Annotated in this window: 33 protein-coding genes; 6 read left to right on the top strand and 27 right to left on the bottom strand. The window is 65.7% G+C overall.

The genetic code is table 11. The features are described 5' to 3' along the window. Positions 1–32: 32 nt before the first annotated feature. The 8 genes from ABZS69_RS39595 to ABZS69_RS39560 are packed head-to-tail and all read right to left on the bottom strand — an operon-like array spanning position 33 to position 4,683. Entirely contained in the window at positions 33–1,787 is a 1,755-nt protein-coding gene (locus tag ABZS69_RS39595; protein WP_355381296.1) for a recombinase RecT, read from the bottom strand. Then, positions 1,784–2,731: a YqaJ viral recombinase family protein gene (locus ABZS69_RS39590; protein WP_355381294.1), complete on the bottom strand. Its 948-nt coding sequence runs from the start codon at positions 2,729–2,731 to the stop codon at positions 1,784–1,786. Before ABZS69_RS39590 ends, ABZS69_RS39595 begins: the two co-directional genes overlap by 4 nt. Further along, positions 2,725–3,126, bottom strand: coding sequence for a hypothetical protein (locus tag ABZS69_RS39585; protein ID WP_355381292.1), 402 nt, complete (start codon positions 3,124–3,126; stop codon positions 2,725–2,727). Before ABZS69_RS39585 ends, ABZS69_RS39590 begins: the two co-directional genes overlap by 7 nt. Continuing rightward, the gene (locus ABZS69_RS39580; protein ID WP_355381290.1) at positions 3,123–3,518 is read right to left on the bottom strand and encodes a hypothetical protein; all 396 of its coding nucleotides are present in this window, start codon (positions 3,516–3,518) and stop codon (positions 3,123–3,125) included. The genes ABZS69_RS39585 and ABZS69_RS39580 overlap by 4 nt, the downstream gene beginning before the upstream one ends. Further along, positions 3,515–3,718 carry a hypothetical protein gene (locus ABZS69_RS39575; protein WP_355381288.1) on the bottom strand — a complete coding sequence of 68 codons (204 nt, stop codon included), beginning with the start codon at positions 3,716–3,718 and terminating at the stop codon, positions 3,515–3,517. Before ABZS69_RS39575 ends, ABZS69_RS39580 begins: the two co-directional genes overlap by 4 nt. Beyond that, entirely contained in the window at positions 3,715–3,891 is a 177-nt protein-coding gene (locus tag ABZS69_RS39570; RefSeq protein WP_355381286.1) for a hypothetical protein, read from the bottom strand. Before ABZS69_RS39570 ends, ABZS69_RS39575 begins: the two co-directional genes overlap by 4 nt. Continuing rightward, entirely contained in the window at positions 3,888–4,232 is a 345-nt protein-coding gene (locus ABZS69_RS39565) for a hypothetical protein (protein WP_355381284.1), read from the bottom strand. The genes ABZS69_RS39570 and ABZS69_RS39565 overlap by 4 nt, the downstream gene beginning before the upstream one ends. A 19-nt stretch (positions 4,233–4,251) precedes the next feature. Next, positions 4,252–4,683: a helix-turn-helix domain-containing protein gene (locus ABZS69_RS39560; RefSeq protein ID WP_355381282.1), complete on the bottom strand. Its 432-nt coding sequence runs from the start codon at positions 4,681–4,683 to the stop codon at positions 4,252–4,254. 330 nt (positions 4,684–5,013) lie between these two features. Here ABZS69_RS39560 and ABZS69_RS39555 point away from each other — a divergent pair, with 330 nt between their 5' ends. Beyond that, the gene (locus ABZS69_RS39555) at positions 5,014–5,529 is read left to right on the top strand and encodes a helix-turn-helix transcriptional regulator (RefSeq protein WP_355381280.1); all 516 of its coding nucleotides are present in this window, start codon (positions 5,014–5,016) and stop codon (positions 5,527–5,529) included. On the opposite strand, the gene ABZS69_RS39550 is transcribed toward ABZS69_RS39555, so the two are convergent. The 12 genes from ABZS69_RS39550 to ABZS69_RS39495 form a co-directional block, all read right to left on the bottom strand. Beyond that, positions 5,526–6,464 carry a LuxR C-terminal-related transcriptional regulator gene (locus tag ABZS69_RS39550; RefSeq protein WP_355381278.1) on the bottom strand — a complete coding sequence of 313 codons (939 nt, stop codon included), beginning with the start codon at positions 6,462–6,464 and terminating at the stop codon, positions 5,526–5,528. The two genes, ABZS69_RS39555 and ABZS69_RS39550, sit on opposite strands and share 4 nt — an antisense overlap. A gap of 353 nt (positions 6,465–6,817) precedes the next feature. Beyond that, entirely contained in the window at positions 6,818–7,165 is a 348-nt protein-coding gene (locus ABZS69_RS39545; RefSeq protein ID WP_355381276.1) for a hypothetical protein, read from the bottom strand. Between the two features lie 622 nt (positions 7,166–7,787). Beyond that, positions 7,788–8,039 (bottom strand): DUF397 domain-containing protein, encoded by a 252-nt coding sequence (locus tag ABZS69_RS39540; protein ID WP_355381274.1) that lies wholly within the window; start codon positions 8,037–8,039, stop codon positions 7,788–7,790. Beyond that, positions 7,978–8,859, bottom strand: coding sequence for a helix-turn-helix transcriptional regulator (locus ABZS69_RS39535; RefSeq protein ID WP_355381272.1), 882 nt, complete (start codon positions 8,857–8,859; stop codon positions 7,978–7,980). The genes ABZS69_RS39540 and ABZS69_RS39535 overlap by 62 nt, the downstream gene beginning before the upstream one ends. 214 nt (positions 8,860–9,073) lie before the next feature. After that, complete coding sequence (locus ABZS69_RS39530; RefSeq protein ID WP_355381270.1) at positions 9,074–9,760, bottom strand: hypothetical protein; 687 nt, start codon at positions 9,758–9,760, stop codon at positions 9,074–9,076. Positions 9,761–10,225: 465 nt separating this feature from the next. Then, complete coding sequence (locus ABZS69_RS39525; RefSeq protein WP_355381268.1) at positions 10,226–11,170, bottom strand: Shedu anti-phage system protein SduA domain-containing protein; 945 nt, start codon at positions 11,168–11,170, stop codon at positions 10,226–10,228. A gap of 191 nt (positions 11,171–11,361) precedes the next feature. Continuing rightward, positions 11,362–12,510, bottom strand: a complete 1,149-nt coding sequence (locus tag ABZS69_RS39520; protein WP_355381266.1) for a hypothetical protein — start codon at positions 12,508–12,510, stop codon at positions 11,362–11,364. Positions 12,511–12,543: 33 nt separating this feature from the next. Further along, positions 12,544–12,675, bottom strand: coding sequence for a hypothetical protein (locus ABZS69_RS39515; protein ID WP_355381264.1), 132 nt, complete (start codon positions 12,673–12,675; stop codon positions 12,544–12,546). Positions 12,676–12,677: 2 nt separating this feature from the next. Next, positions 12,678–13,028, bottom strand: coding sequence for a hypothetical protein (locus ABZS69_RS39510; RefSeq protein ID WP_355381262.1), 351 nt, complete (start codon positions 13,026–13,028; stop codon positions 12,678–12,680). A gap of 107 nt (positions 13,029–13,135) precedes the next feature. Next, a complete protein-coding gene (locus ABZS69_RS39505) occupies positions 13,136–13,867 on the bottom strand; it encodes a DUF2786 domain-containing protein (protein ID WP_355381260.1) in 732 nt (243 codons plus the stop codon). A gap of 81 nt (positions 13,868–13,948) precedes the next feature. Beyond that, entirely contained in the window at positions 13,949–14,554 is a 606-nt protein-coding gene (locus ABZS69_RS39500; RefSeq protein ID WP_355381258.1) for a hypothetical protein, read from the bottom strand. A gap of 59 nt (positions 14,555–14,613) precedes the next feature. Continuing rightward, positions 14,614–14,907, bottom strand: a complete 294-nt coding sequence (locus tag ABZS69_RS39495) for a hypothetical protein (protein ID WP_355381256.1) — start codon at positions 14,905–14,907, stop codon at positions 14,614–14,616. 358 nt (positions 14,908–15,265) lie between these two features. Between ABZS69_RS39495 and ABZS69_RS39490 the strand changes: the two genes are divergently transcribed. The 5 genes from ABZS69_RS39490 (at position 15,266) to ABZS69_RS39470 (ending at position 19,222) form a co-directional block, all read left to right on the top strand. Beyond that, positions 15,266–15,787 carry a hypothetical protein gene (locus ABZS69_RS39490; protein ID WP_355381254.1) on the top strand — a complete coding sequence of 174 codons (522 nt, stop codon included), beginning with the start codon at positions 15,266–15,268 and terminating at the stop codon, positions 15,785–15,787. Between the two features lie 714 nt (positions 15,788–16,501). Then, on the top strand, positions 16,502–16,744 hold the full coding sequence (locus ABZS69_RS39485) for a hypothetical protein (RefSeq protein ID WP_355381252.1): 243 nt from the start codon (positions 16,502–16,504) through the stop codon (positions 16,742–16,744). A gap of 554 nt (positions 16,745–17,298) precedes the next feature. Beyond that, a complete protein-coding gene (locus tag ABZS69_RS39480) occupies positions 17,299–18,420 on the top strand; it encodes a cold shock domain-containing protein (protein ID WP_355381250.1) in 1,122 nt (373 codons plus the stop codon). Continuing rightward, a complete protein-coding gene (locus ABZS69_RS39475) occupies positions 18,404–18,757 on the top strand; it encodes an STAS domain-containing protein (RefSeq protein WP_355381248.1) in 354 nt (117 codons plus the stop codon). Before ABZS69_RS39480 ends, ABZS69_RS39475 begins: the two co-directional genes overlap by 17 nt. Before the next feature lie 27 nt (positions 18,758–18,784). After that, positions 18,785–19,222 (top strand): hypothetical protein, encoded by a 438-nt coding sequence (locus ABZS69_RS39470; protein ID WP_355381246.1) that lies wholly within the window; start codon positions 18,785–18,787, stop codon positions 19,220–19,222. A 622-nt stretch (positions 19,223–19,844) separates the two neighbouring features. Here the strand turns inward: ABZS69_RS39470 and ABZS69_RS39465 are convergent. The 7 genes from ABZS69_RS39465 to ABZS69_RS39435 all read right to left on the bottom strand — a co-directional run bounded on the left by ABZS69_RS39465 (position 19,845) and on the right by ABZS69_RS39435 (position 23,065). Further along, on the bottom strand, positions 19,845–20,207 hold the full coding sequence (locus tag ABZS69_RS39465; protein ID WP_355381244.1) for a hypothetical protein: 363 nt from the start codon (positions 20,205–20,207) through the stop codon (positions 19,845–19,847). A 46-nt stretch (positions 20,208–20,253) separates the two neighbouring features. Further along, a complete protein-coding gene (locus ABZS69_RS39460; protein WP_355381242.1) occupies positions 20,254–20,472 on the bottom strand; it encodes a hypothetical protein in 219 nt (72 codons plus the stop codon). A 217-nt stretch (positions 20,473–20,689) separates the two neighbouring features. Further along, a complete protein-coding gene (locus tag ABZS69_RS39455; protein ID WP_355381240.1) occupies positions 20,690–20,950 on the bottom strand; it encodes a hypothetical protein in 261 nt (86 codons plus the stop codon). A 61-nt stretch (positions 20,951–21,011) separates the two neighbouring features. After that, complete coding sequence (locus tag ABZS69_RS39450; RefSeq protein WP_355381238.1) at positions 21,012–21,866, bottom strand: helix-turn-helix transcriptional regulator; 855 nt, start codon at positions 21,864–21,866, stop codon at positions 21,012–21,014. Further along, positions 21,847–22,374, bottom strand: coding sequence for a DUF6879 family protein (locus tag ABZS69_RS39445; RefSeq protein ID WP_355381236.1), 528 nt, complete (start codon positions 22,372–22,374; stop codon positions 21,847–21,849). Before ABZS69_RS39445 ends, ABZS69_RS39450 begins: the two co-directional genes overlap by 20 nt. Beyond that, positions 22,371–22,622, bottom strand: a complete 252-nt coding sequence (locus ABZS69_RS39440) for a hypothetical protein (RefSeq protein WP_355381234.1) — start codon at positions 22,620–22,622, stop codon at positions 22,371–22,373. The genes ABZS69_RS39445 and ABZS69_RS39440 overlap by 4 nt, the downstream gene beginning before the upstream one ends. Before the next feature lie 101 nt (positions 22,623–22,723). Continuing rightward, positions 22,724–23,065, bottom strand: coding sequence for a hypothetical protein (locus ABZS69_RS39435; protein ID WP_355381232.1), 342 nt, complete (start codon positions 23,063–23,065; stop codon positions 22,724–22,726). Positions 23,066–23,076: the final 11 nt, after the last annotated feature.

The following is a 23,076-nucleotide window of genomic DNA, read 5'->3' as shown; positions in this document are numbered from 1 at the left end:
CGCGTCGCGGGCCGGGTGGATCTAGGGGCGGGTTACTGCTGTGCTGTCCACGCGGCTTCGGCCGCCCGGATGGCGCCGTCCCACTTCTTGGCGGCACCGGCGCAGTCGCCGAGCACCTCGTGGACCGTGTCCACCTCTTCGGCGGTGAGGTCCTGCAGGCGGTGCACCGGCCGGTTGAGCAGCCTCGACATGTCCCGCAGCCGTTCCTCGCCGCTCAGCTGTTCGTCGAGCCCGTTGAACCGGGCGGTGATCTCGCCGAGGAGCTTGGTCCGCTGCCGGGCCGCCGCCGACGTGGGCTGGTGCTTCCCGGCGCGGAACTGCTGCAGGAAGGCGTTCAGCTCGCTGGTGGTGGCGTCGCGGTGGCCGACGTTCATGGCCTTGCGGAACGCCCCTGCGAGGGTCTGCGGGGTGCCGCCCGCTCGAGCCCACTCGGCGCGGATCAGCTCGACGATGTGCTCGCGCATGGGCTCGTCCTTGTCCGGCGTGGGCGGGTTCGCAGGTGGTGCGTCCGGGGTGGCGTCGGGCGTGTCGAGGTGGTCGAGCGCCCGGGCGGCCTGGTCGAACGTCAGCTCCTTGCGGCTGGCGATCTTCTCGCCCAGGATGCGGCTGAGCTCGGCGCGGATCGCCTCGTCGTCGGTGATGCCCCGATCGGCCAGCGCGGCATGAATCATGTTCATCTGCGGGCGAGTCGGCTTCCGCTTTGCTTCGACCTGCGGCTCTGGATCGGCCGGGGGCTTGTCGAGGGTGAGGACCTCGCCCTCCATGGTCGGCAGCGGGATCTTCTCCAGCTCCGCGATCAGCTCGGCGGCTTGCTCCTCGGTGAGCTGCCGGGCGGACTTCCGTTCGCCGAATTTCCGCTCCACCAGGTCCAGCGCCGCGTCCTTGCTCATCTTGCGGTCGCGCACCAGCCGTCCGATCTCGCGGTCCTGGTCACCGGTCAACCCGCCCGTGGGGAACGACTCGCGGATAGTGACAGACTCGCGCACCGGCTGAGTGGGGTCGGCCGTCTGCGCCGCATCCACCCGGTCGGGGTGGATGGTCACCTCGGCAGGGTCGGCGGTCGGGTCGAAGTCGAGTCGCACGCCCTCGTCGACGGACAGGCCGATCGCCATATCGAGTGCGGTCGGTATGGCCTTGACGAGACGCGCTCGGATCATCGTCTTACGCGCCATTTCGTCGAAGTGGTCACGCCACGGGCCGACGATGCCGCGCTCCCGGCTCTTGGCCATCGCGAACTTGTCGCGGTGCGCCTCCATCTCTCGGCGGGACATGGGCTCGGTGATAATGCTGTGGCCGCGCACCCGGGCGATGGCGTAATAGAGCACCGCTTCGCCTCGCGGGCCGCCGTCAGCGGGTGGCTCGTGCTCCAGCGTGTCGCCGTCGAGGCCGTAGACGAGCTTGTATCTGTCGTTCGCGTAGCGGATGCGTGACACGACGCCCTGTACGGCCGGGTGGCGGTAGGCCAGATCCACGTAGCCGCGGTAGCCGAGAATGAGCTGGGCTTCGAGGCGGTTGTTCTCCTTGTAGTTCTTGAACGGCAGCAACCAGGCGTGGCCGAGACCGGAAACGCCTGGTCGTAGTCCGAGCTGCGCGCACGTCATCAGCGCGCCGAGCACGGTTGGCGCATATGCCTGAGCCAGCTTCGGTGTCGCACGAAGGCTGTTCAGGGCGTCCTGCTTGAGCTGGGCGACCGTCACGCCCTTGGGAAGCGCCGCCTCGAACTCGGCGGTGTGCTTGCCGATGCGGTCGTTCATCTCCTCGATGAGGGCGGGCAGGTTGTCGCTCACGCGGCTTCCTCCGTGGTGTCGTCAGGGAGATCAGGCGGTGGCACCTGATCGAGGTTGTTGTCGGGCTTCACGCACGGCAGGCCCTTGCTCGACAACTGGCGCAGCGCGTAGTCGTAGCCGCCGTGCATGGCGCGGCGTGCGGTGCCCATGAATGTGCTGACTTTGGACAGCGCTACCCGCTTGCGGCTCTCAGCCGCGCCCATGTCGAGCACGGCGGCCCGCAGCTCGGCCGCCAGTTCGGGCGGCAGCTGCACCGTGGCGTCGCGGTCGATCTTGGGGTGCAGCTTGCGCACCGTGGCGTACGTGGCGGGGTGCTCGTCGAGGTCCGGCATTTCGTCCCAGAACACCGACGCAAGGAAGTCCTCCGCCGCATCGCGCAGGATCGCCGCCTCGGCCGGGTCGTACTCGATGACGTACTCACGGAACGACAGTCGGCCGTCCAGCAGAACGAACCGCCAGCGCTTCACCCCGAACACGTCCATGTACCAGACGACCTGTACCCGGTAGTAGATCGGCACCTCGTCGGTGCCAGGGCGGCCCCATCCGGAGCTGTAGGCGTCGGCGTCGGTTTTGATCTCGACGCCCTCGACCAGCACACCGTCCTGGAAGCACAGCCCATCCGGGCTACCGAGCTGATAGCCGCGGTCAAGGTTCACGTACGTGCCACCCCGGCGCACCCGGAACTCGGGGTGCTGGTCGGCGAACCAGGCGAGGATGCCGGGCTCCAGATAATGTCCGCGCCTCTGCTGCTCATTTGACGGCACCGGCTTGACCAGGCCCTTCTGCAAGGCCCACTCCGAGTACGGCGACGCCCATGGCGACTTCCCGATCACCGCGGCCATCGACGACCCGCCCAACCTGCCGCGCCGCTCCTTGCGTCCGCGGCGGCTGTCCGGGCGGAACCGGCCGAGACGGCGGGCGGTCCCCACCGTCGCGGTCAGCACGGGCGCTCCAGGCGTTCGAGGCGGCGCTTGCCCAGAGTCTTCAGGCGGAAGGGCCCGTACAGCTGGTCCGCTGTGTTGAGCCCGTCCGCCTCCTCGAAGCGGGCGCCGAACTCGGACGTAAGGGCGATGCCGTATCCGTTGTCTTCGGTCGAGTGGGCGAGCCAGTCCTTGCCGGTGGCGTCCGTCCACGTGTCGCCGGGCTGCGGCGGCCACTCGGCGGCGGTCACCAGCGTGTGCTTGATCGCGTCGTCGTCCGTCCGGAAGTAGGCGTTGGCTCCCCACATGCCGGGGCGTCCGATGCCGAACCGCGCCGGATCTGTCAGGTCAACCTCAACGATCACGCCTCGGCGGACGACTTCGACCTCGTCGCCCTTGCGGTACAGGGGTTCGCTCACCGGCCGCCCTCTCTTTCGAGGCGGACGCGGCCGGGGATCTCCAGGTAAAACGTCCCGTAGTTCCTGACCGCCTTCATCAGGCCGTGCTCGCCGGTGTAGACGGCCGCGAACTCGCTGGTCAGGATGATGGTCGGCCGGTCGGGGTCGGTCTCGACCTGGCAGAACCAGCGCTTCCGGTCACGATCGCGCCAGACGTCGCCGGGCAGCGGCGGCCAGTCGGCCGTAGCCACCAGGACGTGATCGATGCTGTTGTCATCGGTGCGGAAGTACACCAGACCCTGGTCGCCGTAGCGGAGGTGATGCCGGGCCGGATCTTCCGGGTCGATCCGGGCGATGACGCCGGGAATGGTCAGGGTGACCCGATCGCCTTCGCGGTACATGCGCGAGCTCACCAGGCACTCCCCCGCTCGATCCAGGTGTAGTCGTGCTCGTCGGCGGGCGTGAGCAACTGCTCGGCCGGGTTGCGGAGGTCGCGCCAGGCCGGCAGGGCCGTGGGCTGGCTGGTGAGCTGGTCGTCGGCGGCCAGGGCGTTCACCCAGGCCAGGTGGTCGACGTCGGCGGCGGCGTCGTACGGGCGGCGGCCGAATCTCATATCGCACCCTCTTTCGGCAGGTAGTGGGCGACGTCGGACGCCCGGTACAGGAATCGGCCGTCCGGCTGGCGGACGGGGCATAGGCCCTTGCGAGCGAGTCGGCGCACCTCGATGACGCGGATGCCGAGTATGAGCGCGACCTGGTGGCGCGTGAGCAGGGGCGGGACTATCACGGCTGGCCTCCGGTCGCGTGCGTGGTCGGGGGGAGCTCGCTGCGGTCGGCCAACTCGGCGCGGACGACGCTCATGAGGAGCTGGGAGACGCCGCCGAGCTGGTTGCCCTCGTCGTATAGGGCCAGAAGCTGCTCGCCGGGCAGAGCGTGGGCCTGTTCGGCGAGGATGGTGGTGAAGCGGTCGCCGAAGGAGCCGGGGGTGCCCGCGTCGAGCGGGCACCCCCGGCTCTGCGCGTCGGCTACACGATCACCGTGAGGGGCGGTGCACTCCGAAACGGGCGCTGTCTCGCTAGTGTTTTCGCTAGCGAGATAGGCGCCCGCGGCGCGCGTGGTGTGGTTCATGGGGGTCTCGTTTCGGGGGTCAGGCGGCGGTGCAGGTGCAGGGGCAGGAGCACGTGGCTATCCGGGGCAGGACGAGCCGCTGCGCCAGGTAGTGCACGACGGCGGCATAGGGGACGCGGTGGGAGCGGCTGTGCACCTCGAAGTGCGGCAGATGGCCCTTCTCCACGAGGAGATTGGCGGTCCGGTGGCTGACGCCGAGGATCTTGCGGACGTCCGCGACGCGGATCAGGTCCAGGCTCATCAGCTCGTCGAGGGAGACGGGAGCGTGGTCGCGCAGTTTCGCCAGGGTGATGCGGTAGTCGGTGCCGAGTGAGGCGGCCAGCGACTTGTATCCCTCGGGCGTGACGGTGACGCGCCGTCCGCCGCTTGCTACGGGTCCGAGGGTGACGAGCCGGGTGTCGGTGAGAGTCTGTAGCACGTCTGCGGGGATGTCCGCGTCAGTGTCGCGCACGTCGTCAGTGCTCGCTTTGCGAAGCACGCTGAACGCTGCTGTAGCGCGTTCTCCCAGCTTGTTCACGGTTTCCCTCTCCTCCCCCGCGCTCGCTAGTTGATCTTGTTTGGGATGGATCTTGCGCACGTGACGAACCTAGTGCGCAGTATGCGCTTGCGTCAATATTTGTGCGCTTTGGAGCGTACAGTCATTGCCAAAGATGTCTCTTGGCTCACGATAGAGCTGTGGACCGACAGGAGTTGCCTGTATCCAAACGGCAACTCGGCTGCTACTGTGACGCCGAAGCGCAAGGTGCGCACTCAAGCGCCAGGTAGGAAAGGGTCGAGCCTCGTGCCAACCACCAGTACACGCGCTGATGAAGGCGAAGCCGCGCCCGAAAAGCAGGGTGCCTTCTTCAAGGCCAAACGCACCGACCGCCTCGACGCCATGACACTGATCCAGGCGGCCGAACTGATCTCCGACCTGTCGCCCCGTCAGCAGATCTCCAACAGCGGCATCTCCCACTGGGAAAGCGGCCGACGCCGCGCCGATGACCGGTTCGTCGTCATGATGGCACTCGCCTACGGCAACATCGACCCCGACGAGCTCGACAAGCTCGGCCGCACCAAGGCCGCCGACTGGCTCCGCAGAGAACTGGCCGAACGCGCCGCCGACCAGATGCAAGCCGACGACGCGCAGGTCGACCTCGGCGGGTTCACCGCCCGACTTCAACGGCAGATCGCGGAGATCAACGCTCTGCCCGGAGCCACCGCCAAGGACAAGAAACGCATGATAGAGGCGCTGATCCGGCACCACGAGAGCCTGGCTGACCTCACCGACGCCCAACTCGGACTGGACACTGCCTAGTCGAGCAGCGCTCCCAGCCAGCCGTTCCGCACCGCGTACACGCCAAGCTGAAGCCTGGTGTCCACCCCGGCCCGATCCATCAGCGACTGCACCCGTCGTATCACCGTGCGCTTGGAGATGCCCAGCGTGGTCGCAATCGCGCCCTCGGTTGCCCCACGCGCCAGGTGCCGCAGAACGGTGATCTCCTGCTCGGTCGGCCGTCCCTTGTCGGAGCCGTTGTTGCGCCAGGCCGAGGAAACGGGCAGCGCCTGCCGCCAGTACATCTCGAACACCTCGACCAGCGCGTCCATCAAGGTGCCCGGCTGCACCGTCAAAACCGGCAGGCCCTCCCCCGCGATGTGCGGCACCATCGCCTGCCTGCGGTCGGAGATGAGCAGCTTGTGCGGCAGGCGGTCGATCATCCGGATGTCGCAGCCGGCCGCTTGGGAGTACCGCAGCCCTTCCAGCGCGACGGGGTCCTGAAACACCTCCTTTTCGGCGATGATCCGGCAGCGCGCCGAGTGCGGGTTGTCTATGCCGTCCGGGTTGGCCACCACCCTGTACGGCACGGTCAGGAACGACAGCACCTCCTCCTCGGCCAGGTCGTGCAGACGGGTAAAGGACAGGCGCACGAGATCGATGTCGTCCACCACGTCGACCGGGTTATCTTTGCGGCGCGACCGCATGTTGTCCCGGAACATGGACCGAAGCTCCGCCAGCTTGCGCTCGGCGCGTGCGAGGTCCTGCCTGTGCTCCAGCATGGGCACCTGCAACGCCAGCTCCGGGTCGGCGGCATAGACCAGGTCATCCCCGTAGACCATGCCCTTGCCACGCAGCCGATCCAGGACGTCGCCGCGGCCGTCGAGCTCGTGGTCCGCCGGGCTGACCGGGCCACTGGTAACCAGAAACCGGTACAGGTCCTCCTCATGGACGTCGATGCCGAGGACTCGGTGCATAATTCGTGGTTCCCCCCGTCGTTAAGCTGCGGACGGACGCTGACCGGCGCGGCGGCCCCTACCGCGCCGGTGGTGATCAGCGTCTGGTGTTCTCGTGCGCGTGTGCGCGGCCGAGCCTGTAGGCACATCGCGCAGCCTGCATCCGGCGGTCCGCCAGATACAGGTGTAAGGCCAGAAAGGTCGTGGGCGCGGCGACAGTGACCGTCCAAGCCGCCAGCAGCAACAGTCGCGCGCCTGTTGGGGCGCTTAGCAGGGCCGCCCCAACAAGGACGGCCCAGCTCGTGACGGCGACGGCAGTGCACACCGGCCAAGGGTCGTACCGGCCAGGCATGGGCGCCTCCCTCGGCCCCGGGCTACCAGCCGCCGGTATGCGACTGGACATCGGCGGGCACCTCGCCGATGGACGGGTAGGTGGTGGTCTCCACCGTGACGATCGTCTTGGTGACGGTCTTGGTGACGGTGACCGAGCCGTCCGCGTTGATCGCCTTGGTGTAGGCGGTGCTGGCCGTCCCGGTGGTGCTGCCCGGCTCTGGCGTGACCGTCGCGGTCGGCGTCTGAGTCGGTGTCGTGGTGGATTCGGCGGTCGGCGCCGACGTCGAGGGCTTGTCCTCGGCATACGCGGCCGTTCCGGCGGCCAACAGAACAGCTACGCCGGCGGCGGCGAGGAGAGCCCGGGTCGTGCGGGGAAGTCGCGACAGCATGAGCTAAGCCTTTCGGGTGCGGGTCAGAGTCATCCAGGGCAAACAATGACCGGCCCAATGACAGACAGATGGGCAGTCAACGGCACGTGTCATCAATCCCGGGAGGCATAAGCAAATAGCCTGACCCCTGCCTTGTCTACCGATTTGCGTGGCGTACTCGTGCCTTGGCACGAAAGTGCCACGGGGGACGGTATCAAAACTGTGCGTGTCGAGTGCAAATAGTGAAGAAATGTAACAATCGATATCAGGGCCGTGACTATGGAATCCATAGGTGACACAGTGTGGCCCTTAAACCTTTTCGGACCACCAACGCCGAAGGGCGCTCACATCGATGACCATGCTCACGAGGGCACTGACCGCTCTGGCCGGTATCGGGGCCTTCTCCACCTTCGTGCTCGCCTACGCCGGCGGGCCGTCGCTGCCGCTGATCGCCTTCGATGCCGGGCTGGCGAGCGTCTTCACCGTCACGTTCACACGGGCCGTGATCACCACCTCGGCGCAGCCGCCCGAGGTGTATGCCGCCTACGAGGAGGGCCTGCGCGACGGGAGCAAGCCCGGTCGCCGTGACTTACACATGCCTGTCGGGGCCGCACTCGGCGCGGCCCCGACAGAGACGAGTGTGCTAGCAGGGCAGGTCGAACCGGCTGCTGGTGCGGACCCCATCGAGGAAGACCCGCCACTCGTGCGGGGTGAACTGGGTGACCGGCCCCTCCACATTTGGACCGTCACCGGTAGGCGACGACCCGGCGACCTCTACCAAGCCATTCCGCAACCGCGCCCAGACGCATCCCGCGGACTCCGACTTCTCCGCCTTACGCCAGTCCTCTGTCAGGCATTCGCTGGTCAGCACGTACAAACTCCTCGCGGATCGCATCAATGAGATCGGCAGACGCCTCCGGCGTCAACGCCACGTCGGCCAAGTGCTCGAAGCGTCGCTCATAGTCCTCCGCGACGCCCGCACCGGCATTAACAATCTCATCAATACCACCCTCCCGATACAGGACGGTCGGCATATCCCGCATGCTGAACAGCACGAACGAGCAGGCCAGCCCGGCGTGCGCGCCCACCGATCGTGGCACGACCCGCACGGACACGGTCGGTCGGCCGCCGACCTCGAGGAGGCGGGCAAGCTGCTCGGCCATGACGGCGGCACCGCCGACCGGGCGATGCAGCGCGTCCTCGCTCACGATGGCGTCTACGATCAGGGGGTCGGCCTCGTCGGTGAGTACCCACTGGCGGGCGATCCGCGCCCGGGCGCGGAGCTGCACGACGTCGTCTTCTTCCCACGGCCGGTCGGCGGCGATGGTGACGCGCGCGTAGTCGAGGGTCTGCAGCAGGCCGGGCACCACTTGAGCCTGCCAGTAGCGGATGACCCGGGCCTCGGTCTCGTAGATGACGTAGTCGCCCAGTACCTGCCGGAAGGGCTTCCACCACGGCTCGGTGCGGGCGTCCATGATGAGCTGGATGCACCGCTGCCGTGTCGGCTCGTCGGCGCCGTACAGCGCGAGGGCGTCCCGCACGTACCCGGGCGTCACCAGCGAGTTGCCGTTCTCGACGTTGGACACCTTGCCGCGCGAGCAGTGCAACTGTGCGGCGACCTCGTCAAGCTTCAGGCCGCTGGCGGCGCGCAGCTCACGCAGGGTCTCTCCGAGCCGGGCCTGGCGCAGGGGCGGGCTGATACGCGACGGCGACATGCATGGGATTGTGAACGAATGGGGGAGAAAGCTCCCGGGCGGTCCGGCAACCGTGATCACAAAGTGATCAGGAAAGCGTCCTTCCTGTAAACCGATTGCCGCGCATAAACGTCTCCCCGCCCCCTGGGAGGTTTGGGCCGCACCTGGATATGACGAAGTCCCGGCACCCGATCGTTTAGTGCCGGGACTTCGTGTGCTTATGGTAGCCGTGATGCTAAGGCTCGGCGGGCGTGTTGACGATCTCCTGGATCACCTTCAAATGAAGGCCGGTGATCTTACTGATTGCGACACGCGTCACCAGGCTCTTCTTGTCCGCCGCAGGCACCCCTTCGGGCGAGGCCGCAGCGGCGCGGATCGCCTCATGCCAGGCTGCGGTGGGCTCGGCCATCACACGGTCGTATGCCTCCTGCGCGGTCTGGCGTACGGCCTCATACCGCTCGGTCGCCTCAGCCAGGGCTGTTTGAGCCTTCTCGCGTTGCTCGGCGGGCGGCAGCCTGCCGGGGTGTCGCCTCGTCATGGTCAGCATATTAGTCCTTGCAGACTCGATGTCGACTAGTTCGGCCACACGGCCGTCGTACTCGGCGATGGACCACAGATAGCCGCAGCCGCCGACTCGCAGGTCACACTCGATGTACGTCTCACCCGCCACCCGGATCAGGGTGCGCAACTCGCAGTTCAGACACGGCCCGATCAGCTCCTGAACGTGGACCTGCCACGGCGCGAGCGCGTGCGTCGTACGCCGCAGCCCGGCCAGTTCGTCACACATGTCACCAATCCACCCCTGGCCGGCCGCCCACCCCACGTGCCGGCCCAGCCACACGGCCAAGTCCTCCACCGTGGCGCGCTCCGGATACACCAGGCCGCGGTGCTCGGCGATCAGCCACACCCACGACTGGAGCACGTGCCGCAGGTGGGCGGCATGGTCGATGACCTCCAGCCGGAGCGGGACCGGCGCCTGCCGGCTCCCGGATACCTTCACCCCTCCCCCGCTGCCCGGCGCGATGTGGTGGCCGAGCCACCGGTCGAGGGTGGGGGTGATCTCGATGTCGCGCCGCAGCCGCGTCGTACATCCGGAGCAGAGCAACTGGCCGGGTTCGGCCTGGCGAGGGCCCCGCTGTCCGCCGCATCGGGGAGCAACACACAGAGGGGACTCGCTCAACGCAACACATCCTTTCACCAGGCTGGGAGGGGCACCGAGATTTTCGCTAGCATATCCGCTAGCGGCAACGAGGCCGTGAAACCGTTCGGTATCACTGCGGCGACCGCAGACCTTCCGTATTGAGGTTGTTGGGCCATCCGCCGGACCATGGCTCCCATAGCCAAGGCTGGTGGCCGGCGTCCCTGTCGCAGGAGCGGAATAGCGGAATCACAACCACTGCGGCCTCCGAACCCGCAGTCCGCCCTCGGTCTGGACATAGGCATCAGGATTCTCGGTCAGCAAGCGCAGCTGCCTTCTCAGATACTCCCGCCGAGGGCGGGCCATGTCGAGGCAGGCATCCAGCGCCTCTTCCCACCCAGACACCTGTTGGTAGTCCTCGCCGTCGTTGAAGATTGTCAAGCAGGGCGGGACTGCCACCAGCCGGTATCCGTCCTGTTCTTTGCGCACGCAGGAGTACAGCACGCTGTTCTTGGCTGGGGTGAGCCGGTCGAACGACATGAGCCGCTCATCCGTACGAGCCAACTCTGCGCGCTTGTCCTGACGGCGACGGGAGTTCGCATAGTTGTCCCGGCGTCCGTAGATCAGGACGAACCTGGGGGCGAGGCGCCTTCCGGCCAGTTCATGCGGTATTTCATAGTGCTCTAGGAACGCCGAACGGTTGTGACCACGGTTGAACCATGCCCGCCATTCGGCAAGCTGCCCTTGGGCATGGGTGAATTGGCTGTGGATTTCGGCGCGGTCTCCATGGAACCACTTCTTGTGAGGGGTCTCGATCTCGATCAAGATCGGGTACAGCGATTCGCTGTCGGTAGCGAGCCACATGAAATCCGGCTCCCGGTCGCTCAAGCCGGGCAATTTCGGCTTGGAGATCACAGCCATTGGGAAGGCCGGATGGCCTGAATCCCCGTCCACGCTGTAGGCCCCAGGCAGCAGCGACGGGTGACGCTCCAAGAACGTATGGGCAAGGCGCTCATCCTGCGACGCCGGGCTGTCGAGCAGAGTCCGCCACTGCTTCACCAGCGCAGCATCGTAGACCTCTTGCACGGGCCGCCCAGGTGCCGTCGCCTCGCTCGCGGCCAGATAGCCCGGCAGGTGCCCAACGAAAGGATCGCGGAAGTTACCAGCCACAGCAGGAGACACAGCCTCAGTCATGATGGCAGCGTACGCCTCACCCGCTTGCAGTTGGGCGGCTCTAAGATGTTTCTACTCTAGTCATCGTAGCCACCGCCTGAACTTTAGTTCTCACACACCTGAATGATCACAGCCATTGTCATTCCTTCTTCCTTCAGGATCTGCCCAGCGGTTTCAATGCATCCCAGGCACGCCTAATCAGACGGTTGAAGCTAGAAGCCGTGGCGCCCGAGCAGCTCATCAAAGAACTTCGTGAGCATGTCCTCTGCTCCTGATTGCTTCAATTCAAAGCCGCCGAAGCGATAAATTTCATAACCCTTCAGTCGCAGCTTGCGATCTTCGGCCACCATTTCTGCATACAGACGTGGCGACGCTGTATCCCCCTCAGCATAGTGCTGTTGGCCGTCTATCTCGATGACAATCCTCACCCCGTGAGGCAGCAAGAGAAGGAAGTCCATTCGCTCACGCAGCAAGGCGCCAGGCTCTCCAAGTCGCTCCTTGCGAGTGAGAGGATCGTAATGCAGATACACCTGAGGCAGTAATGCAGGCTGCTTGCCCCCGTCTTCCCGGGCGTAGCGTTTACAGTAAGTCCAGAATAATAGCGTTTCCGGCCTGAAGGTGGACGACTTGCTTATACTTGTATCGCACGATGCGGCCAAACGATCAAATAGGTGCAGCCCAACATCGCGGTCGGATGCACCGGCAAACTGGTGCTTCCCCTTCCACCAATCCACCAGTTCTGCCCAAATCAGGCCCGAGTCACCCAGAGGCCGGTCGTAGAACAAGCAGGATTGAGCATTCTTGGAAATTTCAACTATGTTGTTGATGGCGTCCTGCAAGACGATCTTCGGCTTAGGCCCGTTGGACGCAAAAATGATGTTCTTGAGCTGGCCATCCACGCCTCGGATGGAACCCGCATCTTCCTCGTCTTCAAGGTCATTGAGCTGGCGGAAAACGGGCTCAAAGACCTCTTGAAGATAACCTCGACGTGCACCCCAGCCGCCCGATCCAGACATCCCGTGACCGGACCAGTATCCGTGAAATCCCTTGAAGTCCCTAAACGGGAGATCGAACTTAATGCCCAGGCGACGAAGAACTGAGCGCAGCACGCGCAGAACCAAAGCAATGTCTTCATCATTTAGGTTCTGCTGACCGTTGGTGCCGAAGGCGACGAGCTCATCATGGGCGAGAGCAGCAAGACCATGGGCAGCATCAAGGTCAGGAGTACCCTCAAGAGGTCTTTGTCTGAGCTGGTCTACCAGAGCCACATCAAGCACATGGCGCATGCGGTCCTCAGGGTCAAGCCCTATAAGGTCCCACTCTGAATTTTCGTCGCTCACCAAGAAATCGCCTGGTTGCACGGGCCAATCTTACTGCGACGCACGCCTTGCGGCCTAGTCAAATGGATGGCCATCGTAGGCCAGTCCATTCCACGCGTGCCGCCTGGGCCAGGTGATGCGGGCGAGCATCTCGCTCGGTCTGTCGGCGAGGCGGACCTCGGTGATCCAGCTGTCCGCCTTGGCCATCGTCATCTCCTTCGGTCGGTGGTGGGGCGGCGGGGAATCCACGGCTGCTTATCGCCGCCGTGGATCCGGATCTGGCGCTCCTCTTCGGCGCTGAGCACGACCGCCCGCAGCTGGTCGACGCCTTCGGTCAGGGCGCGGCCGATGCGGTGCCAGTCGTGGATCGGGAAGTAGCCCGCGCCGTCGACCGGGACGGCGATCAGCGGCTCGCTCAGGTCTGCGCTGGCGACGCGGCCGGGGCCGAGCTCGATGAGGCTGAGGACGCCCGCCCATGCGGCGGGGGCAAGCCGGCCGTTCGGTTCACGGCCGGCGGCGAGGGCCTTCGCCGCGGTGATGTTCCAGGCGTAGGCCAGCATGTGGAAGGTCTCGTCAGGCGGTGGGCGGGTCAATTCGCTGATGGCCTTTCTGGTGGGAGGGGATGGCCCCGCCGTACGGCGGGGCCGCATGGGGTGTGGGGGCGGGGCTATCGCAGTGCGGCCTGCGGGCCTGCGTTCAGGCGGGTGCCGCCGACGTCGGCCCGGCGGCCGGCCTCTGCTCCGCGGTTCCAGGCGTCGCCGCTCACCTTGACGCTGCGGGCCTTGCGCAGCCTGGGGTAGAGGCGGGCGAACAGCGTGTCCACGACCTCGTCGTTCTTGATGAGGACGAGTGCCGTGCTGACCTCGCTCGGCTGGTCCTTGGCGGTCTGCTCGTCGGCGGCGTGCTTCTCGGCCGCTTCGAGCTTGGCGACGGCCTCGGTGATGAAGCCGAACATCCATGAGCGGCGGTAGATGGTCGTCGACTCGCCGCTGGGGACGTGTTGCTGGCGCATGCCGCCGAGCATCTGCAGCAGCAGGCTGGGGTAGAGCAGTTCGACGCGCTCCAGGTCGTAGGCGAAGCCGACGAGTTCCACGGTTCCGTCTTTGCTTCTCGGCATGCGTCGCACGACGGCGCGGCAGCGCAGGGCGTTGGCGATGCCGTGGAGGAGGGCGGCCTGTTCCTTGCTCCACGGGTCGAGGACGGCGATGGAGCGGAGTTCGGGCTTCTCCCGGCCGGACGCGAGGTATCCGAGCCGGGCCTGGTCGATGCCGTACTTGGCGATCAGTCCCTGGGCGGCTTCCATGAACGCTTGGCGTTCGTGCTCGTTGGTGGTGCCTTCGGCCTTGGCGAGTAGCTTGCGGATCCGGTCGAACTTCTTCGCGCTGGCGGTCGTGGTCACGAGTTTCTCCGTTTCGGGGAGGGATGGGAACGGCCCCGCGTGTGGGGCGGGGCCGTTGAGGGGGGTGTAGGGCGCTGGGGGTTAGGAGCGGGTGGCGTTGCGGTCGTCGTTGGTGAACCCGCCGCCGCCGGTCGACAGCATCCGTCCGGCCCGGGTCAGCGACTCCTGTGTCTTGTTCGAGCCGTACGACAGCGCCATGTTGGGGTCGATGCCCATCCGACCGGCGATGGTGATGGCGTCCTGGTCGGCGCCGAGGAAAACGATCTTCCAGCCCTTCGCTCGTTGCTGGGTGATGAGCGCCTTGACTTGGGCGAGGTTGTACGGCTTGGACCAGTTCTCCTCGCCGTCGGTCTGGATGGCGAGGCTGATCTCGCCGGGCTGCCCGCCTTCGGGCATCTGGTCAAGCTGCTCGTTGATGCGGCTGATGGTGATGCCGATCGCGTCGAGCAGTGTGGTGCTGCCCCAAGGGCGCAGCTCGTAGAGGGGGACGTCGTTCAGAGCGGCGTACTCGTAGACGATGCTGTGGCGGTCGGCGAATTCGTAGAGGGAGACGAGCGTTTCGGCCGGATTGGCCTTCTGCTCCTGCAGGAGCGTCATGAGGCCGCCTTCGGCGTCGTTCTTCACGCGCATCATGGAGCCGGAGCAGTCCATGATGACGGCGAGGAGTCGGCGGTTCTGGTTGGGCATGTCGATCCCTTTCGGGTCGGAGGGGTGGCCCGGCCGGGCGGCCGGGCCGGGGGTGACGGTCAGTCGGCGAAGAGCACGCGGCCGTCGAGGACCTCGACGGTGCCGTTGATCGAGGCGGCTGCGTCGTCGACCTGGGCGCGGTTGGCGTCCCACCATGCGGCCTCGAAGACGAAGCAGATGACGTGGCCGCCATCCTTGTCGCGGAGGGTGCAGGCGACGGCCTGGCGAACGTCGAGGACGACGCCGGTCTTGGGGCAGGTGATCTGTCTGGTGACCATCTGCTTGAGGGCCATGCGGTCGGCGGCGGGGTCGGGGTCGAGGTCGCCGAGGATGGCGGCCATCATGTCGTGCACGTGCGGCTCCGTTCGAGTATGGCTTGCGGTTTCGCTAGCGAGATTGCATCCCCTGTTCCCCGCTGGGGTAGCGCGAGGGGTCGGTGGGGTGTCCAGAGTTGCAGAGTCCATGCGGATCCGCAACGACTTCTTTGGGGGTCTCAGACGCTCTCAGAGCGTACGGGGAAGCGGTCGGGTCGATTATTACCCCAGGGGACGCGCGATGAGCGCTCCTGGGACGCTCCGAGGAGCGCGTGAGCGGTCGCGCTGATCAAGGGACACGCTAGCGCTCCCGCAAGTAACCACAGTTGCGCAAAGTGCGCAATGCCAGAAGACTGGAGGCGCGACCAGACACCGACAGCGGAGGCGACACATCCATATGGCCAGCACAGGCAAGGCGGCAGCTCGCGGCAAGGCCGTGCCCAAGGCGCAGTTCAGCGAACAAGCGCAGCCAGTGCCTGCCGCGGCCACGACAACGAAACCGCGAGCGACTTCCCGCCGCATTGGCAAGCCGAAAACCCTGTACGCGCTCAACGTTCGCATCCCCCGCGACATGGACGAGCGGATCACCGCCGCCGTCGAGCGCACCGGCATGGGGCCCCAGTCCATCGGTAACGAGGCCATCAACGACTACGCTACGGCGGTCGGCGTGCCCGAGGACCTCCCCGTCCCCGCCAAAGAAGATCGCCCGTTCCGCGAGCGCACCCCCAAGAAGCGCCGCTACGGCGCCGCCGAAGAGAACGAAGACCGCCAGTTCTCGGTGCGCATTACTCCCCTCACCGACGCCCGGCTCACTGTGGCCTGCGACATCACCGGCCACGGCCCGCAGGACTTCGTCCAAACTGCATTGAACATCTGGCTGCACAAGAAGAAGATCCCCTACAGCGCCCGTCAGGACTAAGAGCCTGCCGACAGTGGGATTTGGTGCCGGGATTCGAGTCAGGAGACCGCTGGGGGTGTGGTCATTTCCGGGCCATTGACCCGTGAATGGGAGCGGGATTGCCTGCCACCTGGAGGACGCCGCCGCGCACGCCGAACCTGACCGTCAGCTCCGCGTCGTCGCCGACGTAGTACCTGGCTTCGGCCAAGGATCAACGCACAGGCCCGGCCCTCTTCGGAGGGCCGGGCCCGCTCTTTGCGTTCAGCTAAAGGTGGCCAGCGGCGGGTGCTCCAGGCGTGCGTTTCCTGAGCATCTCCCGAACGCCTTGCCCGACCCGAGGTGGCGGTTCTTCGTCTGCTGCCGCTTGCGCTTCCATGGCGGCCTTCAGTCGCTGCTCCGGCGTCAACGCCGACCGCTCCTCAGCCGTGCGGCCACCGCGTTCCACGAGCTCGTCAAGGTCGTCCTCAGGCTTTCGACACTGCCGACGCTGAGTGTCAGCGCGTCTCGGACTCGCTGCCGTCCAGCATCGCGGTCGCCTCCGGAGAGGCGATCCTCTCGGATGAGCAACTGGAGGAGTTGCGCGCGGCGCGGGACGCCCGGATGGCCGCCTTGAAGGAGCTGCTGGCAGTGAAAAGGTGGGACGGCGACGGCGGCCCCAAGGAGGTGGAGAAGGCGCTCCGGCGCGCCGCCAGGGCGGCCGGCGACCAGCCTCCAGGCGTTGCGTAGCCTGGCCGCATGGAGCGGTACCTCATCGGCCCGGATGGCATCAGGGTGGAGCCGGTACGTCTGCAGGGCGGCCACCTGATCTTCGCGCGAATGGTGGACCCTGCGGCAGCTCCGGGTAAGGAGTGGTTTCGCGTCACCCAGCGCGGAGCGGCCCTGGGGCCTGGGTATGTGCGTGATGTTGAGGCTCTCGCCGAGTTGGTGTCGCTCGCCGAACTGCGCAGTTCCAACGAAGCCAGGTCGGAAACGGTCTAAAGACCCGCCTCTGCCCGGCATCAGAAGAAGTGGAGGATGTCGAGCAGGGGCGAAACGCCGTCCTCGGAGAAGTGCTCAGCACCGACTCAAAGGTCCTGGTCGTCGCAGCGGAGCAGCCCACAACCTATCTCCGAGGACGGCTTTCGTACCAGGCACCCAGGCGTGTGGAGGTCTATCCGTTACGGGTGAAGGAAGTTCCACGCACTAAGGCATAGCGCCGTGGTGGTGGCGAAGGTCGCGGCTGCTGCCGTGATTACGTTGGCCGGCGAAGCCCCGGCCAGGTGGAGGAAGGCGGCTGCGGCAGCCGCTATGAGAACCGAGGTGATCAGAATTACGGCCATCCAAAGGGGTCGGTTTGAGGTGTTCGTTTCCTGTCGCACGTCAACTTCCTTAGCTGTTCGCCGATTCCGTGACACAGGACCATCACACGATCACCGGACCTAATTTGGTAGGCTTTCCGGACCCATCCGGATCCTGGCGCCTGGTCTGCTGGCAGCAAATAGCGGCCTGACTTCCGGGTCGGATCCGGATCCGGATTCGGAGGTGTCGGTAAAGTGGGAACTCCGTTTCGCCCTGAGGGTTCCAGATCGCGATCCGTCGTCCTCGAGACTCTGGCGCGGCTGTGGGATCAGGCGGCGCATCGCTGCGCCGCCGCCAGTGGTGAACGGCTGACCCAGACTCGGCTGGCGCGGACCTCGGGTGTACCCCTTGCCACGATCAACTCCTGGGCGACCGGAGCCTCTCTGCCTCGCGATCTTGATCAGCTCACTCTCGTTGGCAACGCCCTCGCGGCGGCAGCGGGAGAATCACCGCTCACCCCAATGGAGTGGTCTCGGCTGCTCACAGCCGACCAACTGAACGGAACATCCCGCGCTGCCGGTGACGGCGATCCGGTGATCGCTACGGTCGATCGTGAGCTCCTCACCAAGCCGACCTTTAGCGAGCTCGTGGTTGATGCCGACCCACCCCGGGCGATGTGGAAGAACACCATGCTGATCATTACGCTGGAGGCGAGGCCGACCCGGGCAGTGGTCCTCCATGGGATGCGCCCGGTCGTCCTGTCGCGTCAGCCTCCTAGGCGGGCATGCTTCGGGCTGACCGGCTTGTATTCCGGCGGTATCGTGCCGCCCCGGATGTTTAGTCTGGATCTCGATTCGGACCCCGCGGAACTTCGAGCCGATGACGTTGATTTTCCCTTCCAGATCAGCGCGACCGACGTCGAGCAGTTCCGAGTGACGACCCGCGCGACCGAAGCGGAGGTTTCTTTCCATCTGGAACTGGACTGGACCTGCGCCGGCCGTAGGGGAATGAAGGTGATCGACAACAACGGGAAACCGTTCGAGATCTACCCGGCGACGAGTGAGCACCCGGAGCTCGACTGGGGCTGCGGTGGCAGGCACAAGCGTGGATGCCCTGCCGAACGGCTCGCGGCAGACTCCAGTCGGGGCACAGTCCGGTGGTTCGATCGTGCAACGGATTCGGGGTTTATCATCCCTGACACCGGCGGCGCTCACCTGTACTTTCACCGGACGTCACTCGAGGGCGAAAGCGCGAGCCACCTTCCAGAAGCGGGAGACCGGGTCGCCTACGAAGTTCAGCGGACAAGGTTCGAACCACACGCCGTACGCGTGCGTGTACGTAACGAGGTCGGGAGGTCGCGTGGAATTCACCGTTGACCGGCGCCTTGTGGAGGGTGTTGAGGTCCTTGAAGTGGAAGGAGTTATCGACCTCTACACAGCGCCGATTCTCCGCAAAATTCTCCTCGAGGTCCTTGCTGTCGAGGGCGTCAGTGTCGTCCTAGACCTCGACGGTGTCGACTCGCTGGACTCGACGGCTTTGGGCGTACTGGCCATTGGGTTGAAGCGAACTCGTGAGAACGGCGGATCCCTGCAGCTAGTCTGTACGCACGTACAGATACTGTACCTTTTTCGCATAATTGGCTTCAATGAGAAGTTCGGCATTCACCCGTCTGTTCAGGCGGCCGTTGCCGCGATACGTAAGCCGTCCCAATAAGATAGGTCTCTGGTCGTGGAGCGTAAAGTGGATCCTAAGGAAGGATTCATTAGGAAGATCTTCATCGATAAAGGAGGCGGCTATGCTATAGGGGACGTCGTTATTGGTGCTCTCGGATTCGATGAACGAGAGACCACCGACCTCCAGAACTTTATCTTGGAGGCTCTCGGCCCTGCGGATCCGCTCGTCGAGCTGTACTCCTCTGATTTGGTGAGCCACTCGAACGGTGGACGTGGCTACGTATTGAAGTTGTCAGCTCGGTCCGAACGCACTTGGAGGATCATTCTCTTTCATCTTCCCGAGGGGAGGACCGAGGCCATGGGCCGAGCGCTCGACACCTTGGTGCCCACGCTCAGAAATCACGCTTGGCCACGAGAGGCTATCACCAGGGGCGAAGACCTCTTCTGGTGGGATGACGGGGACTGTGAATGGCGATCCTGCCTGATCCCACGCGAGCCCTACTAGCGAGAACCCTCGATCATCAATTCCGCGCGATCTTGCACTGGGGCCAGAGTGCCAGGTTGAACAGCTGGGCGTGGAAACCGGCAGCGCGAAGATCAAGATCTGACCTGCACCCCGGTGGGGCTGATTTCTACCTGATCGCAATCTTGTAGCGCGGCGAGGGCATGGCAGGCCCCGGCAGGGGTTGACGCCTGGTCGGCACTCCATGAGTACACCAGCCCCTGCCGGAGGGACGTTGGAGTCCCAAATGGGGACTTTAGGCCAGCCCTACTACGGCCGTGGGCATGGGCATCTACGTCGTCCAGCGCTCCGGCCGTTGATCGTCATCGGGAGATTCCTTTCCTGGCTGGTAGGTCATCGGGCTGGCCGCCCTCGGAGGGGCCCGGCTCGCAGCGGCGCCAGGCACATTCGGCGGCGCGAGCGTATCCGAGGACGGCCGACCCACACCCCAGGCCTGGGAAGCTTTCCCGGTTGCTCCCCGGGCGGGGGTGGCCCTGATGGGTGGCCCCGCCTCGCGTCTGGCTACTACCCCAGACGGCGGGGCCACCCTCCCCCAGCAAAGAGGGGGTCTTGCGCCCGGCTCCTGCTCGTTCTGAAGGCCACAGGAGCCGGGATGTCTGCGGGTTTACCTGATCAGCTTGCGCAGCCACAGGCCGAACGAGGCTTTGCGCAGTTCCCACGCCACCTCTTTGGGCGACATTCCGACCCGGTCAGCAGCCGCCCGATATTCGCGCGTGATCGGGGTGGGACCGGCGTCGTTGAGCGCCCACAGTAGATCCGCGGCTACTAGCGCTTCCCATGCATCGGCGGGCTGCCACGGCCGTCTGTTGCATCGGCGCCCGTCCTTGACAAGCCACCAGCCCTCATTGTCGACATCGAAGCGGACGCGCCAATTCTTGGTCTTCGCTGCGGGGAGCGGGAGATCGTACGACACCCATACGTCGTTGGTGGCGTCCCACACCTGGTAGTGGGTGGGTTCGCTGCTCATGGCTGGCCCCCCGGGCGGATGGTGTACAAGACGATGGCGTGGCCGCTCACAGCAGCACCCCGCCGAGCCGGATCGTCAGGCTGAGCAACCCCGCGTTGGAGTCGCTGATCCTGCGACTTTCGGGCCACGTCGCATAGCGGGCATGCCAGACGCCAGCGGCCCGCCATACCTTCCGCCCTGGGTGCGCGGTTTCGAGCATGCTGCACATTGCGTGGGTGTTGGACGGGTCGTCGTCGTAGTAGGCGCGCACCTCCTCCGGCGTCATCGCACACCGGCCGACGGGTGATGCAGGCTGTCGCCTGAGTCGGGGCAGACCTTGGGGGCGAGGTGGGCGTGCTGGGGAGCACGGACGACAGCGGTCCACATCGGCGCGCCAGCCCTGACCGGATCTCTCGTGACGCTGATCGATGCGCGGCAGACCTTGCACTTCGACGGGCCCATGGGCGGCGCGGTGGCGGATGCCTGGGAACGGTCGTCGCCAGTCATGAGACGCCCCGCCAGCCGTGGGTCAGGCGCACGATCGGGGCCTCGATGGTCTCCAACCGCTCCAGCGTCGGCGCGCTGATCGGCTCGCCACTCGCGACGTGCACGGCGGTCCATGTGCCGTCGCCCTGCTGGCTGACATTGCGGAACCCTGGGATTTCGACGGCTGGCCGACGCCGAGTCACGTCGGCGTCGGCCGGCCTGCTCATGGCGCCCGCGTCGGGCGGAGATGTGGGGGATGCGGACCCGTGACTGTCCATGGCCAGGACGGTAAAGACGATCGTCGGCCTGAGGCCACAGTGTTGCGGAATGTTGCGGGAACTAGCGGCTCCGGACCTCGTCGAGGGCGGACTGTGTTAGGTGGCGGGCAGCCGCGCCGGAGACCGCAGCTCTGGCCAGATGCTCGAACATCCGTGAGTAGAGCTCAATCTCCCTCGACCGGGTGACTTCGATGCTGGCGCTGGGCGTCTCCAGCGTGACGAGCTCGTCGTCATAGATCCAGAAGCCCGCCGAGGCTACGCACGGTCGCTCGATCATCAGGGGGATGATCCGGATCGAGACGTGCGGATGTGCCATGACGGTCAACAGCCGCTCCAGCTGACCAGCCTGCACATCTGCGGTGCCGAACCACGTGCGGAGCGCCTGCTCTTCGAGGAGAACATCGAACCGCTTGCCCGCCGCATGGATGACCTGCTGACGCGCCATCCGCGCCTGCAGGGATGCGTCTAGGTCGTCGGGCGCGTCGAGGAAGCCGAACCAGAAGGTGAGCATGGCCCGTGCATAACCGTCTGTCTGAAACAGTCCTGGGATCACGTTGTGCTCGTAGATCCTGAACCGTCGGGTGCGGTCGTAGAGCGGCACGGGCGCCTGCATGAGGCGCTTCATGCCTGCCCGGGTCTGCCGCCGCAGCTCTTGGTACATCGTCTGGATCGCACGGACGGTGGCAATGAGGTCCGGAACCTGGTCCTCAGCGCCGCAGATGCGGCACCAGACGCGGATCTCTTCCTCGGTGGCCGTCTTGGCGCCGTGCTCCATCCGGCTGACCTTGGTGAAATGCCAGCCCGCCTGCGCGGCCAGGGCGCGGCCGGTAAGGGTCGCGCCCTGGCGTATCTCCCGCAGGCGGGTGCCGAGTTCCTCGGCGATCTGCCGGGCCGGGCTATTCGACGGTGTAGTCACGATGGGGAATGGCCAGCTTCCAGATCGCCTCGAACGCGTCGACGCAGACGGTTACGTCTCTCGGATCCCTGGACCCAATCATCTCCCTCATCAGGCCGTTCCCGGCATAAGTGAGGAACACGACCAGCTGATTGTCAAACACGTAGAAGTCGTTCGCGGGCAGCATGGTGACCCTGCCAGGGGCTGTGAGGAGATGCCGAGGGACCCACCGGATGTCCTCGCCTGCCTCGACCATGGGGTGGGCGATGCTGTGGGACCAGTGCTGGTAGTCGCTCAGCGGCTCCGACACGACGCGGGCCCGGCGCACGGTCCGGCCGGCGGCGGCGTGCTCGCGCAGCGTCGCGCACCAGCCCTGCAGCCATTCCAGGTTGTCGGGCTCCCCCGCGGCCCACTTCGCCATGTGCGGCAGCTCGATTTCCGTGCCGTACGCGTCGCGAGTCTCGAGATGGATGGCGCTACGGTCGAAGCTCGTTAGCAGGGCGTCGAACTCCTCGTTCGAGACGATCACGTGTCCGTCCGGAAGAACGGCACCAGCCGGTCCGGGATCTCGACTGCGGTCTCTCCGTCAGGGATGTTCATCTCCTTGAGGGCGTCAGGGTCGGTGACGACCCAGCCCTGCACGACCCAGCTTCCCCGGTCTGTCCGGTACAGGGTCGGCGACTGGGTCGGGTTGCTGTCCGGATCCTTCGCGACGAACGTGAGGCGCATGATCGCTCTCCTGTCGAGTTGCGGATTGTTGCGCGCCTCGATCTTCATGGGAAGGCAGGGAGCCGTCAATACCTTGGGCAACCAGCGTATGACGGAAAGGCTCCAGCCCTCCGAAAAGGACGGGAGCCGTTCGATCCCTGATTACGCCATCACTTGGGGCGGCGCAGGCCCTCGGCCAGCGCGATCCGCACCAGCGCCCCCACCGTGACGCCGAAGGAGCGGGCGATCTCCGCGACCGGACGGCCCGGGTCGGGGTAAGCGACGCGCAGTTCCGCCAACTGCTCCTCCGTCAGCGAGTGGTGCCTCGACCGGCGTGCCGTGTTCTTCGGCCGCCGTACCTTCCTCGCGCTGGCGTAGTGGGCGACGGTTCCGATACTCACGTCGAAGTCGGCCGCGATCTCGGCGACCGGGTCACCGGCCGCGTACCGCTTCAGGAACGCGTCGATCTCCTGCGGGGTGAGCGGCTCGCCCAACGGCTCCTGGTCGCTCAACGTCCCTCCTC

Source organism: Nonomuraea sp. NPDC005650 (assembly GCF_040605375.1).
Classification (GTDB): Bacteria; Actinomycetota; Actinomycetes; order Streptosporangiales; family Streptosporangiaceae; genus Nonomuraea.
Note: the sequence above shows the minus strand (reverse complement) of the source record. Positions and strands in the feature narration are given on the sequence as shown.

What these genes read in the sequence shown, in the direction of transcription:
- ABZS69_RS39565 (WP_355381284.1), bottom strand. Translation starts at nt 4,232, where the DNA reads ATGAACCACACCACGCGCGCCGCGGGCGCCTATCTCGCTAGCGAAAAC.
- ABZS69_RS39525 (WP_355381268.1), bottom strand. Translation starts at nt 11,170, where the DNA reads ATGACTGAGGCTGTGTCTCCTGCTGTGGCTGGTAACTTCCGCGATCCT.
- ABZS69_RS39515 (WP_355381264.1), bottom strand. Translation starts at nt 12,675, where the DNA reads ATGGCCAAGGCGGACAGCTGGATCACCGAGGTCCGCCTCGCCGACAGA.
- ABZS69_RS39545 (WP_355381276.1), bottom strand. Translation starts at nt 7,165, where the DNA reads ATGCTGTCGCGACTTCCCCGCACGACCCGGGCTCTCCTCGCCGCCGCC.
- ABZS69_RS39440 (WP_355381234.1), bottom strand. Translation starts at nt 22,622, where the DNA reads ATGAAGATCGAGGCGCGCAACAATCCGCAACTCGACAGGAGAGCGATC.
- ABZS69_RS39455 (WP_355381240.1), bottom strand. Translation starts at nt 20,950, where the DNA reads ATGGACAGTCACGGGTCCGCATCCCCCACATCTCCGCCCGACGCGGGC.
- ABZS69_RS39490 (WP_355381254.1), top strand. Translation starts at nt 15,266, where the DNA reads ATGGCCAGCACAGGCAAGGCGGCAGCTCGCGGCAAGGCCGTGCCCAAG.
- ABZS69_RS39465 (WP_355381244.1), bottom strand. Translation starts at nt 20,207, where the DNA reads ATGAGCAGCGAACCCACCCACTACCAGGTGTGGGACGCCACCAACGAC.
- ABZS69_RS39500 (WP_355381258.1), bottom strand. Translation starts at nt 14,554, where the DNA reads ATGCCCAACCAGAACCGCCGACTCCTCGCCGTCATCATGGACTGCTCC.
- ABZS69_RS39510 (WP_355381262.1), bottom strand. Translation starts at nt 13,028, where the DNA reads ATGCTGGCCTACGCCTGGAACATCACCGCGGCGAAGGCCCTCGCCGCC.
- ABZS69_RS39550 (WP_355381278.1), bottom strand. Translation starts at nt 6,464, where the DNA reads ATGCACCGAGTCCTCGGCATCGACGTCCATGAGGAGGACCTGTACCGG.
- ABZS69_RS39540 (WP_355381274.1), bottom strand. Translation starts at nt 8,039, where the DNA reads ATGCGATCCGCGAGGAGTTTGTACGTGCTGACCAGCGAATGCCTGACA.
- ABZS69_RS39535 (WP_355381272.1), bottom strand. Translation starts at nt 8,859, where the DNA reads ATGTCGCCGTCGCGTATCAGCCCGCCCCTGCGCCAGGCCCGGCTCGGA.
- ABZS69_RS39575 (WP_355381288.1), bottom strand. Translation starts at nt 3,718, where the DNA reads ATGAGATTCGGCCGCCGCCCGTACGACGCCGCCGCCGACGTCGACCAC.
- ABZS69_RS39460 (WP_355381242.1), bottom strand. Translation starts at nt 20,472, where the DNA reads ATGACGCCGGAGGAGGTGCGCGCCTACTACGACGACGACCCGTCCAAC.
- ABZS69_RS39485 (WP_355381252.1), top strand. Translation starts at nt 16,502, where the DNA reads ATGGAGCGGTACCTCATCGGCCCGGATGGCATCAGGGTGGAGCCGGTA.